This is a genomic window from Afifella sp. IM 167, from assembly GCF_020144925.1.
In the GTDB taxonomy this organism is placed as follows: domain Bacteria; phylum Pseudomonadota; class Alphaproteobacteria; order Rhizobiales; family Afifellaceae; genus Afifella.
Genome location: NZ_NSLC01000010.1, coordinates 59,672 through 73,950 on the forward strand (window position 1 = coordinate 59,672; position 14,279 = coordinate 73,950).

Here is a 14,279-nt window from a genome sequence, read left to right on the forward strand (position 1 = left end):
GTTTCAGGCCGCCTTTCCGAGCGCGCTGGCCTCGCGCGCCAGGGTTTCGATCCTCGCCCAGTCGCCTGCGGCGATCGCATCTTGCGGGGCAAGCCAGGAGCCCCCGACCGTGAAGACGTTGGCAAGCGAGAGATAGGCCCCCGCATTGGCCGGCGAGACGCCGCCCGTCGGGCAGAAGCGGATCTCCGGCAGCGGCGCGCCAAGCGCCTTCAGATAGGCGACACCCCCCGCGGCCTCGGCCGGGAAGAACTTTTGCAGATGGTAGCCGGCCTCCACCAGCGACATCGCCTCGGAAGCGGAGGAAGCGCCCGGAAGCCCCGGCAGCACGCAGTATTTCGCCGCTTCCTTGAGGAGCGGGCTCATGCCCGGCGAAACCCAGAAGCGGGCGCCGGCACGCTCCGCCCGGGTGAGGTGGTCGGGCGCGAGCACCGTGCCGACGCCGACCGCGACCTCCTCGACCTCCTCGGCGATCCGCCGCACCGCCTCGAAGGCGGCCTCCGTCCTCAGCGTCACCTCGATGGCCTTGATGCCGCCGGCATGGAGTGCGCGGGCGAGCGGCACCGCCGCCTCGGCGTCATCGAGCACGATGACGGGCAGGACGGGCGACCCGTCCAGAATGACTTCCAGTTCTTCGGTCTTGTCCATTTCTCTCTCGGTCGGGGATTTTCGTTCTTGTCGAGATAGGTCGATATCGCGCGCCGCCGATGCGCCCTTACGCCGCCTCGGCCGGCGCGCTCAGGACGGTGACGCCGGCGCCCTCCTCGGCGGGGCCGGCCATGGCGCGGAAGGCCGAAAAGAGCTCGCGGCCCATGCCGAACTGGTTGGCGGAGAGGTCGCCCTTGACCGGCTCGCGCGCCGCCCATTCCGCCTCGTCGACGAGCGCGGCGAGCGTGCCGGCCTTGGCATCGACGCGCAGGATGTCGCCCGTGCGGACCCTGGCGATCGGGCCGCCGGAGACGGCCTCCGGCGTCACGTGGATCGCCGCCGGCACCTTGCCGGAGGCGCCGGACATGCGCCCGTCCGTGACCAGCGCCACGGCAAAGCCGCGATCCTGTAGAACGCCGAGCTGCGGGGTGAGCTTGTGGAGCTCCGGCATGCCGTTGGCGCGCGGGCCCTGGAAGCGGACGACGGCGACGAAGTCGCGTTCGAGCTCGCCGGCCTTGAAGGCGGCCAGAAGCTCTTCCTGCGTGGAAAAGACGATCGCCGGCGCCTCCACCACATGCCGCTCCGGCTTCACCGCCGAGATCTTGATGACGGCGCGGCCGAGATTGCCGGTGAGAAGCTTCAGCCCGCCGCTCGCCTGAAAGGGATTGGAGGCGGGGCGCAGCACGTTCTCGTCGAGGCTTTTCTCCGGCGCCTCGCGCCAGTCCGCCTCGCCCTGCGCCCCCAGCACCGCTTCGCGCCTGTAGCTCTGAAGCCCCCCGCCGGCGACGGTGCGCACATCCTCGTGCAAGAGACCGTTGTCGAGCAGCGAGCCGATCAGAAAGCCCATGCCGCCCGCGGCGTGGAAATGGTTCACGTCCGAAAGCCCGTTCGGATAGACGCGGGCGATCAGCGGCACGACCTCCGAGAGCCGGGCGAAATCGTCCCAGGTGACATGGATGCCCGCCGCCCGCGCGATCGCGACGATGTGGAGCGTGTGGTTGGTCGAGCCGCCGGTGGCATGCAGGCCGACGATGCCGTTGACGATCGCCTTTTCGTCGATGACCTCGCCGACGGGCGTGTATTCGTTGCCGAGCGCGGTGATGGCGAGCGCCCGTTTGGCCGCCGCTCGTGTCAGCGCGTCTCGCAGCGGCGTGTTCGGGTTGACGAAGGAGGCGCCCGGCAGGTGCAGGCCCATGATCTCCATCAGCATCTGGTTGGAATTGGCCGTGCCGTAGAAGGTGCAGGTGCCCGGCCCGTGATAGGATTTGGATTCCGCCTCCAGAAGCCCCGCCCGGTCGATCTTGCCCTCCGCATAGAGCTGGCGGATGCGCGCCTTCTCGTCGTTGGGCAGGCCCGAGGGCATCGGCCCGGCCGGGATGAAGACGGCCGGCAGATGGCCGAAGGCGAGCGCGCCGATCATCAGGCCCGGCACGATCTTGTCGCAGATGCCGAGGAAGACCGCCGCGTCGAACATGTTGTGCGACAGCGCCACGCCCGCCGACATGGCGATGACCTCGCGCGAGAAGAGCGACAGGTCCATGCCCGGCTGGCCCTGGGTGACGCCGTCGCACATCGCCGGCACGCCGCCCGCGACCTGGGCGACGCCGCCCGCCTCCTGCGCCGCCTTGCGGATCACGTCGGGGAAGCGCTCGTAGGGCTGGTGGGCGGAGAGCATGTCGTTATAGGCGGTGACGATGCCGAGATTGGGCACCGTATCGCCGGCAAGCGCGGCCTTGTCGGCCCCGCCGCAGGCGGCAAAGCCATGGGCAAGGTTTCCGCAGGACAGCGTGCCCCGGCGCGGGCCAGCGTCGCACGCGGTGGCGATGCGCGCGAGATAGGCCTCGCGGCCGGCCTTCGAGCGCTCGGCGATGGCGGCGGTCACGGCGGCGATTTCGGATCGGACGGACATCAGGCCTCCTGCCCTCAAGGGGCGGTATAGATGTCGAGGGGGACTTCGCTCTGCCGCAGGATAGCGCGGATCGGCATTTCTTCGACCGGCCCCTCGCCGAGAGCGGCCTCCAGAACGGTGAGCTTGTCCTCTCCCTCCACATGCAGGATCAGCGAACGGGTCTTCAGGAGCGGGGTCAGCGTGAAGGTGATGCGCGGCTCGCCGGCCGCCTCGGCCCGCATCGGCAGGAGCGGCATGTCGGTGACGGGGTCGATGGCGGCCGAAAGGTTGTCGCCGCCGGGAAACCAGGAAGCCGTGTGCCCGTCGCCGCCCATGCCGAGGACGACGCTGGCGAAGGGAAGAAGCACGGTCTCCACATGCAGGATGGCCGCGCCCACCCCGTCCTCGGGCGTCGGCGCGCCCGTATAGAGCGGCACGAAACGCGCTGCCGCCGCCTTGGCGCGCAAAAGATGCTCGCGGGCGAGCCGCGCATTGGAGCGCTCGTGATCGGCCGGCACCCAACGCTCGTCGACGAGCGTTATGGTGACATGCTCCCAGTCGAGATCGCGCAGGGCAAGCTTTTCGAAGAAGAGCTTCGGGGTGGAGCCGCCGGAAACGGCAAGCGAGGCCTGCCCATCATCGTCGATGGCTCCCGAAAGCTCTTCGGCGACGCGGTCCGCAAGAGCCTCGGCAACGGCTTCGCGGCCGGAATGATCGTGCCGATGGATGGTCATCGAATCGTGTCCTCGTGCCAGGTGCGCCCGTCCCGCTCGATCAGCGCGATCGCGGCGGAGGGTCCCCAGGTCCCGGCCGTATAGGCCGCCGGCGCCGAGCCGTCCTTGTCCCAGGCCTCGCGGATCGGATCGATCCATGCCCAGGCCGCCTCGACCTCGTCGCGGCGCATGAACAGGGTCTGGTTGCCGCGAATGACGTCGAGCAGCAGCCGCTCGTAGGCGTCGGGATAGCGCTCCTCGAAGGATTCGGCAAAGCTCATGTCGAGCGGCACATAGTTGAGGCGCATGCCGCCGGGCCCCGGATCCTTGATCATGATCCACTGCTTCACGCCCTCATCCGGCTGCAGGCGCAGGACGAGCCGGTTCTGCGAGATGACGCCGGAATCGCGCGGGAAGATCGAATGCGGGATGGCGCGGAAGGTGATGACGATCTCCGAGACGCGCTCGGCAAGGCGCTTGCCGGTCCTCAGATAGAAGGGCACCCCGGCCCAGCGCCAGTTGGCCACTTCCGCCTTGAGGGCGACGAAGGTCTCCGTGCGGCTCTTACCGGAGGCAAGCTCCTCCACATAGCCCGGCACCGCGCCGCCGTCGGAGGCGCCGGCGCGGTATTGCCCGCGCACCGTCAGCCGCTCGTAATTGTCCTCGTCGATCGGCTTCAGCGCCCGGATGACCTTCAGCTTCTCGTCGCGCACCGAATTGGCGTCGAAGACGTCGGGCGGCTCCATGGCGACGAGGCACAGAAGCTGCGTGAGGTGGTTCTGCATCATGTCGCGAAGGGCGCCGGACGTGTCGTAATACTCGCCGCGCGACCCGACGCCGAGCGTCTCCGCCACGGTGATCTGCACATGGTCGATATGGGCGGAATTCCAGAGCGGCTCGAACAGCGTGTTGGCGAAGCGCAGCGCCATCAGGTTCTGCACGGTCTCCTTGCCGAGATAGTGGTCGATGCGGAAGATCTGGCTTTCCGAGAAGGCCGTCGCCACCGCATCGTTCACTTCCCTGGCCGAGGCGAGGTCGCGCCCCACCGGCTTTTCGATGACGACGCGGGAATTCTCCGTGACGAGACAATGGCGGCCGAGCCGCCGGCAGATATCGTCGAAGAGGTCTGGGCCCACGGCGAGGTAGAAAGCGCGGACGCGCTCGTTGCTGTCCCCGAGCTCGTTGCAGAGCTCGTCCCACCCCTCGTCGGCTTTCGCATCGAGCGAGCGGTAGGAGAGCATCTGCAGAAATTTCTGCATGACCTCGGCAGAGCCCGCATCCGGCTGGACGAACTCCCTCAGAGCCTCCTCGGTCATCGCCCGATACTCGTCGTCGGTCATCTTGCGGCGCGAGACGGCGACGATGCGGCTCTCTTCCGGGATCTGCCCGTCGAGCATGCGGTGATAGAGGGCCGGAAGCAGCTTGCGGCGGGCGAGATCGCCCGTGCCTCCGAAGACGACGTAGTCGAAGGGCTCGACCGGTATGACGCGATAGGTCATGAAGAAATGCCTTGGGAAGAAAGGATGAGTGAATGGACAGCGCTCATGGCAGGCTCGATTCCGGCGACGCGGTGATGCGGGCTCGGCATAGGATGGACACCTGTGGTGAAAGGGCAATGAAGGCAAGCGGCGCGGCGATCGCGGCCGAGAGCCTCGGCAAGGTGTTCCCGGACGGGCTGGAGACGCTGCGCGATATCTCGCTTCGCGTGGAGCCCGGAGAATTCGTCGCCCTGCTCGGCCCGTCGGGTTGCGGGAAGACGACGCTCCTGCGCCTCGTGGCGGGCCTGGAAGCCCCGACGGCGGGCCGGCTGAGCGTCGACCACGCGGCCTCGGGCGGGGCGCCGGAAATCGGCTATGTCTTCCAGACGCCGACCCTGATGCCCTGGGCAAGCCTTGCCGAGAATATCCGCCTGCCGCTGACGCTCCGCCATGTGCCGCGGCGCGAGGCGGACCGTTCCGTCGCCGAGGCGCTGGAAAGGGTCGGGCTTGCCGATTTTGCCAAGACGCTGCCCTCCCGTCTTTCCGGCGGCATGGCGATGCGCGCCTCGCTGGCGCGCGCCCTCGTCACCCGGCCCGATCTCCTGCTTCTCGACGAGCCCTTCGCCGCGCTCGACGAGATGACGCGCTTCCGCCTCGGCGAGGAGCTTTCGGCGCTGCAGGCCGAGCTTGGCTTCACGGTGCTGTTCGTGACGCACTCGGTCTACGAGGCGGCTTTCCTCGCCGCCCGCGTCCTGGTCTTCTCCTCGCGTCCGGGCAGGATCGTCGGCGAGGCTGAAAACGCCGCGCCGATGCCGCGCCAGCCGGAGCATCGCAGCGAGGCTGCCTTTCAGACGGTTGTGGAAGAGTTGCGCCGGCTCCTGTCGGAAGGAAGCGCATCTTCTTCCCCCTCGAGACCGGCGCCGCAGAACATGTCGTAGACGACCTCGATGATGCGACGCGCCTTGCCGGAAGTGATGCTGTAGTAGATAGCCTTGCCGTCCCGCCTGGTGGCGACGAGGCCTTCCAGCCTCAGCCTTGCCAGCTGCTGCGAGACCGTCGGCTGGCGCAGCGCCAGAAGGTTCTCCAGCTCGGTCACGGACTTTTCACCCTCCGCGAGGTGACAGAGGATCATCAACCGGCTCTCATGCGAGAGCGCCTTGAGGAAATCGCTTGCCGCCTTGGCCTTGTCGGCCATGCGCGGCAGTTCGGACTCGTCAAGGACATCGTCTTGTGCAATCCGGGTGGCAGGCGGCATGTGTTTTTCGCTCGCTCAGGCTCAGTGATCGGGCTGGCCGCGTCCAAATGCGACAGAGCGGCACCTCGGCAGGTCAATGCGTTACGCCCACAAATACACTATCTTGTCCGTCTTTAGAACGTCTTCAACGTTCGGCTAGGGACCAATAACCCGGGGGCGCGTCGGGGGCGGCGCGCAGATGCCGGGAGAGGAGAGACCGTGCTCGACATCACCTGGATCGGCGCCTTCATCGGTGGGCTGCTGTCCTTCGTTTCGCCCTGCGTTCTGCCCATCGTACCGGCCTCGCTCTGCTTCATCGCCGGCGTCTCGCTGGAAGAGCTTTCGGGCGAGGGCAAGGTGCCGCCCGGGCTGACGCAAAAGGTCTTCGCCGCCGCCCTCGCCTTCGTTCTCGGCTTCACCACCGTCTTCGTGCTTCTCGGTATGACGGCCTCCGGCATCGGCCAGCTTCTCGCCCAGTACAAGAACTGGCTCGCCATCGCCGCGGGCATCGTCATCATCGGCTTCGGCCTGCACTTCCTCGGCGTCTTCCGCATCGGCCTGTTCTACCGCGAGGCCCGCTTCCAGGTGCGCGACAAGCCTCCCGGCCTCCTCGGCGCCTATCTTATCGGCCTTGCCTTCGCCTTCGGCTGGACTCCCTGTGTCGGCCCGGCCCTCGGTACCATCCTGGCGCTTGCCGGCCGCGAGGGCTCGGCGCCGGAGGGCGCGCTCCTCCTCTTCATCTACGGGATGGGGATGGGCCTGCCCTTCCTGCTGGCCGCCGCCTTCGCCGGACCGTTCCTCAAATGGGCCTCCGGCTTCCGCCGCCACATGGGCACGGTGGAAAAGGCGATGGGCGGCCTCCTCGTCCTGACCGGCATCCTGTTTCTGACCGGCGACATGGCGAGCCTTTCCTACTGGCTTCTGGAGACGTTCCCGACGCTGCAGGCCGTCGGCTGAACGAATGCCCTACGGGGCCGTGTCGCATTCGCGGCGGGGCACGATGGCACCGCGGTGCATGATCACGTGCCGGGCGAGCGCATCGCCGCGTGCGACCGCCTCCTCAGGGGAGAGGCCGGCGATGCGGGCGGCAAGATAGGCGGCGTTGAAGCTATCTCCCGCCGCTGTCGTGTCGACCGGCGCGACGCGCTCAGGCAGATCGATCGTCCTCGCGCAGCCATCGGCCCACAGGACGATCTCGCCGCCGCCATTCTTCATCACGACCTCTTCCGCCCCGTATCCGGCGAGCCGGCCAGCGACATCGTCCCCCTCGCCGAGGCCCCAGAGGAGACGCTCGTCGTCGCCGGAGGGAAGCAGCAGCGAAGCGAGCGGCAGAAAGCGGCGATAGACTTCGCGCGCGCGCTCGATGTCGCCACCCCAGAGCGCGGGCCGGAAATTGCCGTCGAACGCGATCTTCGTGCCGGCCGCCCGGGCCGCTTCCAGTGCGTCATGGAAGCAGGAAAGGCCGGTATCGGAATAGATGCCGAGGGTGATACCGGAGAAATAGACCCATTCGGCCGAGGCCATCGCCTCGACCACCCTTTCGGCGCCATCGAGTTCGAAAAGCTGGCGCGCCGGTGCGTTCTGGCGCCAGTAAAAGAAGCGTCGCTCGCCCGCCGCATCGATGTCGATGGCGTAAAGGCCCGGCAGGCGGCCCGGGACGGTGAGGACCGCGTCGGTCGCCACGCCCTCGGCGCGGGCAAGATCGAGGATCGCTTCGGAGAACGGATCACCCTCGCCGAGCGCCGTGGCATAGCCGGCCGCGACCCCTTCGCGCGCGAGGTAGACGGCGGTGTTGAAGGTGTCGCCGCCATAACGCAGGCCGCAGCCGCCGCCCGCCTCCTTCAACAGCTCCACCATGCACTCGCCGATCGCAAGAACGCTGCCGCCCATGCCTTCCTCCGCCTTTTGCGCCCGCCTTCTACATGGAATCCGGCAGGTAGCGCCAGGAAACCAGGGCCGCGAGGAGCGTGAAGAGGGCGAGCGCGATGAACACGGCATCGAGGCCGAAGAAGCCGAGGATGACCGCGTAGACCGCGGGCGGCAGCAGCTCGGAGAGTTCGAGATTCGTGCGATAGACGGAGGTCATCTGCGCCCGCTCGTAGGAATGCACCGCGCGCAGGAACGGTGCATTGCCGACAGCGTCGAGCCCGACGGCGAAGAGCGCGCCGGACAGGAGAAAGAAGGCGGCGAACCAGGGGCTTGCGACCCCGAAAAGGCCGGCCGCCATCGCCGCCGCGAAGATGCCGAGGAAACAGAGGGGAACGACGCGCCGCACGCCGAGCCTGGCGCCGAGGCGGCCCCAGGCGAGCGCGCTGAACAGGAGCATGTTGGCGGCCGAGACGACGAGGCCGCCGGCGAGCTTTCCCTCGCCCGTCGCCACCATCAGGATCGGCGCATAGATGTAGAGCGTGTTCCAGTAGCAGGAGCGCGTAAAGGCGATGAACCAGGCGAGCCGCAGGCGCGGCTGGCGGATGAACGAGCCGATATTGGCGACGGGGTTCGCCGGCTTGATCCGGCCCGGCACGATCGCCTTGTTGTCGGAGAGGCGAAAGAACCAGAAGGTGGCAAGCAGCACGGCCGCGCAGGCCGCCGACCACAGATAGGGGGCGGCGACGCCGTAGCGCGTGTAGAGGAAGACGCCGAAGCCGGGACCGAGCGACCAGGAGAGCGTCGCCGCCGCCATCCTCAGCGATTCCGATCGCACCACGTCCTGCTTTCGGATGAAATCCATGATGTAGAGGTTGAGCGTCACGGCGAGCGAGCTCGCCCCGAAGACGCGCAGGAACATGCCGGCCGCCTGGCCCTCGATCGTGTAGGCCGCGAAGGCTGCGCAGGCACCGATGAGCGACAGCGCGCCGAGCGTATAGACACGCCGGCGGGCGATCTTCTGCACCAGGACCGGGATCATCAGCGTCGCACCCAGCGAGGCGATGCCGACGAGCGTGTAGAGAAGCGAGACGGCCTGTTCGTCCTTGAGGAGGTCGTAGGCCTCTATCGGGATGACGCTGGTGATGGAGGCGCGCGACAGCGATTCGATCGCGAACAGGATGGCGAAGGCGCGCGCGCCCGGTTCCCGTACCGCCGTCCGCAGCCAGATCGGCTGGCGCACGCTCATCGCCATGTGATGAAGGCTCCGACCGGCCGCCAAACGCGGCCGCTAGCCATTCGCTCTAGTCAGTTTCCGTTGCGGATTGAAGCGCTTCGAGCGCCCGTCTCGTCGCTTTTTTGCGCCGCCTGGCGTTCCGGCGGAGCCCGGTCCGATCAGTCGAAATCGGCCGGATCAGTCGAAATTCGGGGCGAGGCGCACGGTCAGGCCGTCAAGTTCCTCCGACATCAGGATCTGGCAGGACAGGCGGGAATTGTCTTCCACCGCGAAGGCTTCGTCGAGCCGGTCGACCTCCTCCTCGTGCGGAGGATGGATCTTCTCCTGCCATTCCGGCTCCACGTAGACATGGCAGGTGGCGCAGGCGCAGGCCCCGCCGCATTCGGCTTTGATCGGCAGCCCCCAGTCGCGGATGATCTCCATCACCCGCCACCCGGGGAGCGCTTCCAGCGCGTGCATCGCGCCGGCTTCGTCAATCACATTGATCTTCATGATGTCCCGTCAGGCCTTTTCGGCGTTCTTGATGGCCGGCCGGCGCGCCCAGGAGCGTCCCGCCACCGGGGCTTCCTCGCCCTGCGCCGGCTGGTAGTAGAGGTCGATCGAGGGCATCTCGCCCTTTGCGAGAGAGCCGAGCGTCGGCTGGTGGCCGATGAGAAAGGCATCGAAGCCGCAGCGCAGCATCAGCGGGATCTGGTCGAGGATGACGTCGCCCACCGCCCGGATCTCGCCGGCAAAGCCGTGCCTCCTGCGCAGGATCTCCGCCTTGGAAAAGGAGCGCCCGTCCGAAAAGCGGGGAAAATCGAGCGCGATCAGCTCCAGCCCGGCCAGATGCGGCACGAGGAGGTCGATCGCCTCGCCGGCGCCGAGCAGCGCCCCCACCGGGGCGAGCCGGGCCTCCGCCGCGATTTCCTCGAGCCGGGCCGCGGGCACGATCACTTTCTCCTCGGCGGGGATAGCCTCCTCCGCCGTCACGATCCGCCATTCGTCCGCGGCAAAGCCGGCGCGGCGCCACAGGCGCGTATTCTCGCTCATCTCGTCTCTTCCGTGATTGCGTTGCCCGGCCTCACAGGCCGAGATGGATGCCGCATTCGGTCTTGTCGCGCCCGCGCCAGCGCCCGGCGCGCTCGTCCTCGCCCGGTCTCACCTGCGAGGTGCAGGGCATGCAGCCGATCGAGGCATAGCCCTCTTTCACCAGCGGATTGCGGGGCAGGTCGAAGCGCGCCGCATAGGCGGCGATTTCCTCCCGCCCCCAATTGGCGAGCGGGTTGATCTTGAGGCGCGTGCCGTCCGCTTCGAAGGCCGGAATATGCGCCCGCGTCGCGCTCTGATGGCGCTTGCGGCCGTTGATCCAGGCCGGGAAGGGCAAGAGAGCCCGCTTCAGCGGCTCGGTCTTGCGCAACCGGCAGCAATGGTCCGGATCGGCCGAAAACAGCATGCCGTTCCCGTCTTCGGCCGAAAGCGCCGCCGCATCGGGCCGGATGAGGCGCACGTCAGTGAGCGCGAACGCTTCCGTCAGCGTTTCGCGGTAGCGGTGCGTCGCGGCGAAATGCTTGCCCGTATCGATGAAGAGGATCGGCACGTTGGGGTCGATCCCGGCGAGCATGTGCAGCCAGACGGCCGATTCCGCCCCGAAGCTCGTCACCGCCGCGATCTCGTCCGGCCCGTACCGGTCGAGCGCCGCCGCGAGGATTTTCTGCGGGCTTTCGCTGCCGAAGCGCGCCTCCAGCGCCGCCGCCCTGCCGGCCACCTCCGGATCCGTCCCCTCAGGAAGCGCCATAGAGCGCCTCCTTGAAAGGCTCCTGGCCCAGCCGGCGATAGGCCGAAAGGAAGTTCTCCTCCCGATCCAGTCGCAGATCGAGGTAACGGTCGACCAGCGTCTCGACGGCATCCACCACCTCCTCGGAGGAGAACCCCCTGCCGATGATCTCGCCGATCGAGGTGTTTTCGTCGCCCGAGCCACCGAGGGTGATCTGGTAAAACTCCTGGCCTTTCTTCTCCACGCCGAGGATGCCGATATGGCCGACATGGTGGTGGCCGCAGGCGTTGATGCAACCAGAAATCTTGATCTTCAACTCGCCGATTTGCCGCTGCCGCTCCGGATCGCCGAAGCGATTGGAGAGCCCCTGGGCGATCGGAATCGAGCGCGCATTGGCGAGCGCGCAATAGTCGAGCCCCGGGCAGGCGATGATATCGGTGATGAGGCCGGCATTGCCGTCGGCGAGCCCGATCTCCACCAGAGCCGCATAGACCGCCGCGAGATCGTCGAGCGCCACATGCGGCAGGATGAGGTTCTGCTCGTGGCTGACGCGCAGCTCGTCATGGCCCCATTTCTCGGCGATCTCCGCGATCGCATCCATCTGCTCGGCCGAAGCGTCGCCCGGAACGCCACCGATCGGCTTCAGCGAAATGGTGACGGAGGCATGGCCGGGCACCTTGTGGGCTTCCACGTTCCGCTCCACCCAGGCCGCGAAGACCGGATTTTCGCCGCGCGCCCTGTCGAAGCCCTCAGAACGCGCCGGCCGTTCCGCCAGGCCCGGCAGCGCGAAATAGCCGGCGATCTTGCGGATGTCCTCGTCGGGCAGCTTCAGCTCGCTCTCTTTGAGCGCCTCGAATTCGCGTTCGATCTCGGCCTTCAGCTCTTCCGTTCCCGTCTCGTGGACGAGGATCTTGATGCGCGCCTTGTACTTGTTGTCCCGCCTTCCGGAGAGATTGTAGACCCTCAGGATCGCCGTGACGTAGGAGAGGAGGTCCTCCTCGGGCAGGAACTCGCGCACCTTCTTGGCGATCATCGGCGTGCGGCCCTGGCCGCCACCGATCCAGACGGCAAAGCCGAGCACGCCGTTCTCGTCGCGCTTCACCTGCAGGCCGATATCGTGGGTCTGGATCGCCGCCCGGTCGCGGGCGGAGCCGGTCACCGCGATCTTGAACTTGCGCGGCAGGAAGGAAAATTCCGGGTGGATCGACGACCACTGGCGCAGGATCTCCGCATAGGGCCTCGGATCGGCGACCTCGTCCGCCGCCGCCCCGGCGAGATGGTCGGCCGTGACGTTGCGGATGCAATTGCCCGATGTCTGGATGGCATGCATCTCAACCTTGGCGAGGTCGGCCAGAAGATCGGGAATGTCGACGAGGCGCGGCCAGTTGTACTGGATGTTCTGGCGCGTGGTGAAATGTCCGTAGCCGCGATCGTATGTGCGCGCCACATGGGCGAGCATGCGCATCTGCCGGCCGGAGAGCGTGCCGTAGGGGATGGCGACCCGCAGCATATAGGCGTGGAGCTGCAGGTAGACGCCGTTCATCAGCCGAAGCGGCTTGAACTCGTCCTCCGAGAGCTCGCCGGCCAGCCGGCGCGCCACCTGGCCGCGGAACTGCTCCAGGCGGGCTTCCACGAAGCTCTGGTCGAATTCGTCGTAGCGGTACATGAAATATCCTGCGGGGTTCTGCCGGCTCAGGCGGCGCGCGGAAGGCGGCTCGCCTGTTTGCCGAGATCGGTACGGATGGTGGGGCCGAGGGCGCGGATGCGCTCGCGAAGCCGCACGGGCACGACGCCCTCCGGCCCGGTGGTCACGTCGATCGGGTCGGGATCCACCACGAGCCCGGCCGCGACGGCCCTCGCTCCCGCCTCGATGGCGGCATCGGCCTCTTGCGGCTGAAAGAGACGAGCCTCCTCGATCGCCTCGACCCAGGCGCCGCCATGGCCGAGCCAGACGACCTCGCCGTCGGACAGGCGGTTGGCGGCGAGAACTTTCGGATACTGCAGCTTGGCGCTCATGCGGCGAGCCTTTCGGAAACGGTCTTTTCGGAAACGTGAAGCGGTTCGGCCTCGGCAAGGGAGGCGGCGGCCACCGCCTCGCCGATGACGACGAGGGTCGGGCCGGTGATGTCGCTGCGATGCTCGAGCGCGGGCAGGTCGGCGAGCGTGCCGACGAACATGCGCTTGTCGGCGCGGCTTGCATTCTCCACCACCGCGACGGGCGTGTCGGCGGCAAGCCCGGCTTCCACAAGCCGCCCGGCAACGCCGGCGGCGACGGAGCGGCCCATATAGACCGACAGCGTCAGCCCGCCAGCGGCGAGCCGCGCCCAGTCGGGAAGCGTCTCGCCCTTCATGTCGTGGCCCGTGGTGAAGACGAGAGACGAGGCGGTACCGCGCAACGTCAGCGGCAGCTGCAGGTCGGCGGCCGCCGCCAGCCCGGCCGTCACGCCCGGCACGACCTCATGGGCAATGCCGGCGGCCCTCAGAGCGGCGAGTTCCTCGCCGGCGCGGCCGAAGACCATCGGATCGCCGGCCTTGAGCCGCACCACCTTCTTGCCTTCCCGCGCGGCAGCGACGAGGAGGCGGTTGATCTCGTCCTGGCTCTTGGAATGGCAGCCCTTGCGCTTGCCGACGGCGACGCGCTCCGCATCGCGCCGGCCCTGCGAGACGACCGCCTGCGGCACCAGCGCGTCGTAAAAGACGATGTCCGCCTCCTGCAGATGCCGCTGGGCGCGCAGCGTCAGGAGGTCCTCCGCCCCGGGGCCTGCACCGACGAGAGCGACGAAGCCCTCGGCCGGACGGGACGCCTTCTCGATCAGCCTTTCGGCTTCGGCCGCGGCCCGCCGGCGGTCGCCGGAAAAGAACAGCGCGGCAGCGGTGCTGTCGAAGAAGCTCGCCCAGAATCTGCGGCGATCCTCGCCATTGCCGAGCGCCTCGCGCACCCTGGCGCGAAGCCCGTCGGCAAACGCGATGAAGCTGCCATAGTCGCCCGGCAGCATCGCTTCGAGCCTTGCGCGAAGGCGCCGGGCGATGATCGGAGCGGCGCCCGTCGTGGTGATCGCGATCGCAAGCGGCGCCCGGTTGACGAGGGCGGGGGTGTAGAAGTCACACAGATCCGGCCGATCAACCGCATTTGCCGGCACACCGCGAGCGCGGGCAGCCTCGACGACGGCGCGGTCCTGCTCCTCCTCGCCGGTAGCGGCGAAGACGAGGACGGCGCCCTCAAGGTCGTCGGCCTCGAAAGCACGCGCGGCCAGCCGGGCGCCCGTCGCCGCGATCGCCTCGGTCAGGGAGATTTCGACCTCTTCGGCGACCACGAGGATCTCCGCCGAACTCTCGCCGACGAGGCGCACCTTGGCCGCGGCCTCTTCGCCGCCACCGACCACGAGCACGCGCCGGCCGGCAACCTTGTGAAAGGCGGGAAAGACATCGAGCCTGGACGGGCCGTTTCGCATGGCAGCTTCT

The 14,279-nt window shown here is 67.8% G+C and carries 15 protein-coding genes; 2 read left to right on the forward strand and 13 right to left on the reverse strand.

What is annotated here, in order from left to right; genetic code table 11:
* Positions 1 to 3 precede the first annotated feature (3 nt).
* From eda to zwf, 4 genes are all read right to left on the reverse strand, one after another.
* Complete coding sequence (gene eda / locus CLD20_RS17150) at positions 4 to 645, reverse strand: bifunctional 4-hydroxy-2-oxoglutarate aldolase/2-dehydro-3-deoxy-phosphogluconate aldolase (protein ID WP_224407889.1); 642 nt, start codon at positions 643 to 645, stop codon at positions 4 to 6.
* A gap of 67 nt (positions 646 to 712) precedes the next feature.
* On the reverse strand, positions 713 to 2,554 hold the full coding sequence (gene edd, locus CLD20_RS17155; RefSeq protein WP_224407890.1) for a phosphogluconate dehydratase: 1,842 nt from the start codon (positions 2,552 to 2,554) through the stop codon (positions 713 to 715).
* 14 nt (positions 2,555 to 2,568) lie between these two features.
* Positions 2,569 to 3,267 (reverse strand): 6-phosphogluconolactonase, encoded by a 699-nt coding sequence (gene pgl / locus CLD20_RS17160; protein WP_224407891.1) that lies wholly within the window; start codon positions 3,265 to 3,267, stop codon positions 2,569 to 2,571.
* Positions 3,264 to 4,745 carry a glucose-6-phosphate dehydrogenase gene (gene zwf / locus CLD20_RS17165; RefSeq protein WP_224407892.1) on the reverse strand — a complete coding sequence of 494 codons (1,482 nt, stop codon included), beginning with the start codon at positions 4,743 to 4,745 and terminating at the stop codon, positions 3,264 to 3,266. The genes pgl and zwf overlap by 4 nt, the downstream gene beginning before the upstream one ends.
* 116 nt (positions 4,746 to 4,861) lie before the next feature.
* On the opposite strand from zwf, the gene CLD20_RS17170 reads away from it, so the two are divergent.
* A complete protein-coding gene (locus tag CLD20_RS17170; protein ID WP_224407893.1) occupies positions 4,862 to 5,662 on the forward strand; it encodes an ABC transporter ATP-binding protein in 801 nt (266 codons plus the stop codon).
* On the opposite strand, the gene CLD20_RS17175 is transcribed toward CLD20_RS17170, so the two are convergent.
* Positions 5,572 to 5,979 (reverse strand): helix-turn-helix transcriptional regulator, encoded by a 408-nt coding sequence (locus CLD20_RS17175; RefSeq protein WP_224407894.1) that lies wholly within the window; start codon positions 5,977 to 5,979, stop codon positions 5,572 to 5,574. The two genes, CLD20_RS17170 and CLD20_RS17175, sit on opposite strands and share 91 nt — an antisense overlap.
* Before the next feature lie 198 nt (positions 5,980 to 6,177).
* On the opposite strand from CLD20_RS17175, the gene CLD20_RS17180 reads away from it, so the two are divergent.
* A complete protein-coding gene (locus tag CLD20_RS17180) occupies positions 6,178 to 6,915 on the forward strand; it encodes a cytochrome c biogenesis protein CcdA (RefSeq protein ID WP_224407895.1) in 738 nt (245 codons plus the stop codon).
* Positions 6,916 to 6,924: 9 nt separating this feature from the next.
* Here the strand turns inward: CLD20_RS17180 and CLD20_RS17185 are convergent, their stop codons facing one another.
* The 8 genes from CLD20_RS17185 to cysG all read right to left on the reverse strand — a co-directional run bounded on the left by CLD20_RS17185 (position 6,925) and on the right by cysG (position 14,269).
* Positions 6,925 to 7,848 carry a sugar kinase gene (locus CLD20_RS17185; protein WP_224407896.1) on the reverse strand — a complete coding sequence of 308 codons (924 nt, stop codon included), beginning with the start codon at positions 7,846 to 7,848 and terminating at the stop codon, positions 6,925 to 6,927.
* A 28-nt stretch (positions 7,849 to 7,876) separates the two neighbouring features.
* On the reverse strand, positions 7,877 to 9,079 hold the full coding sequence (locus CLD20_RS17190) for an MFS transporter (protein ID WP_224407897.1): 1,203 nt from the start codon (positions 9,077 to 9,079) through the stop codon (positions 7,877 to 7,879).
* A gap of 159 nt (positions 9,080 to 9,238) precedes the next feature.
* Positions 9,239 to 9,553: a 2Fe-2S iron-sulfur cluster-binding protein gene (locus CLD20_RS17195; RefSeq protein WP_224407898.1), complete on the reverse strand. Its 315-nt coding sequence runs from the start codon at positions 9,551 to 9,553 to the stop codon at positions 9,239 to 9,241.
* Positions 9,554 to 9,562: 9 nt separating this feature from the next.
* The gene (locus tag CLD20_RS17200; RefSeq protein WP_224407899.1) at positions 9,563 to 10,093 is read right to left on the reverse strand and encodes a DUF934 domain-containing protein; all 531 of its coding nucleotides are present in this window, start codon (positions 10,091 to 10,093) and stop codon (positions 9,563 to 9,565) included.
* Between the two features lie 31 nt (positions 10,094 to 10,124).
* A complete protein-coding gene (locus tag CLD20_RS17205) occupies positions 10,125 to 10,838 on the reverse strand; it encodes a phosphoadenylyl-sulfate reductase (protein WP_224407900.1) in 714 nt (237 codons plus the stop codon).
* Positions 10,825 to 12,483, reverse strand: coding sequence for a nitrite/sulfite reductase (locus tag CLD20_RS17210; RefSeq protein ID WP_224407901.1), 1,659 nt, complete (start codon positions 12,481 to 12,483; stop codon positions 10,825 to 10,827). The genes CLD20_RS17205 and CLD20_RS17210 overlap by 14 nt, the downstream gene beginning before the upstream one ends.
* Positions 12,484 to 12,509: 26 nt before the next feature.
* Positions 12,510 to 12,833 (reverse strand): DUF2849 domain-containing protein, encoded by a 324-nt coding sequence (locus CLD20_RS17215; RefSeq protein WP_224407902.1) that lies wholly within the window; start codon positions 12,831 to 12,833, stop codon positions 12,510 to 12,512.
* The gene (gene cysG / locus CLD20_RS17220; RefSeq protein ID WP_224407903.1) at positions 12,830 to 14,269 is read right to left on the reverse strand and encodes a siroheme synthase CysG; all 1,440 of its coding nucleotides are present in this window, start codon (positions 14,267 to 14,269) and stop codon (positions 12,830 to 12,832) included. Before cysG ends, CLD20_RS17215 begins: the two co-directional genes overlap by 4 nt.
* Positions 14,270 to 14,279 lie beyond the last annotated feature (10 nt).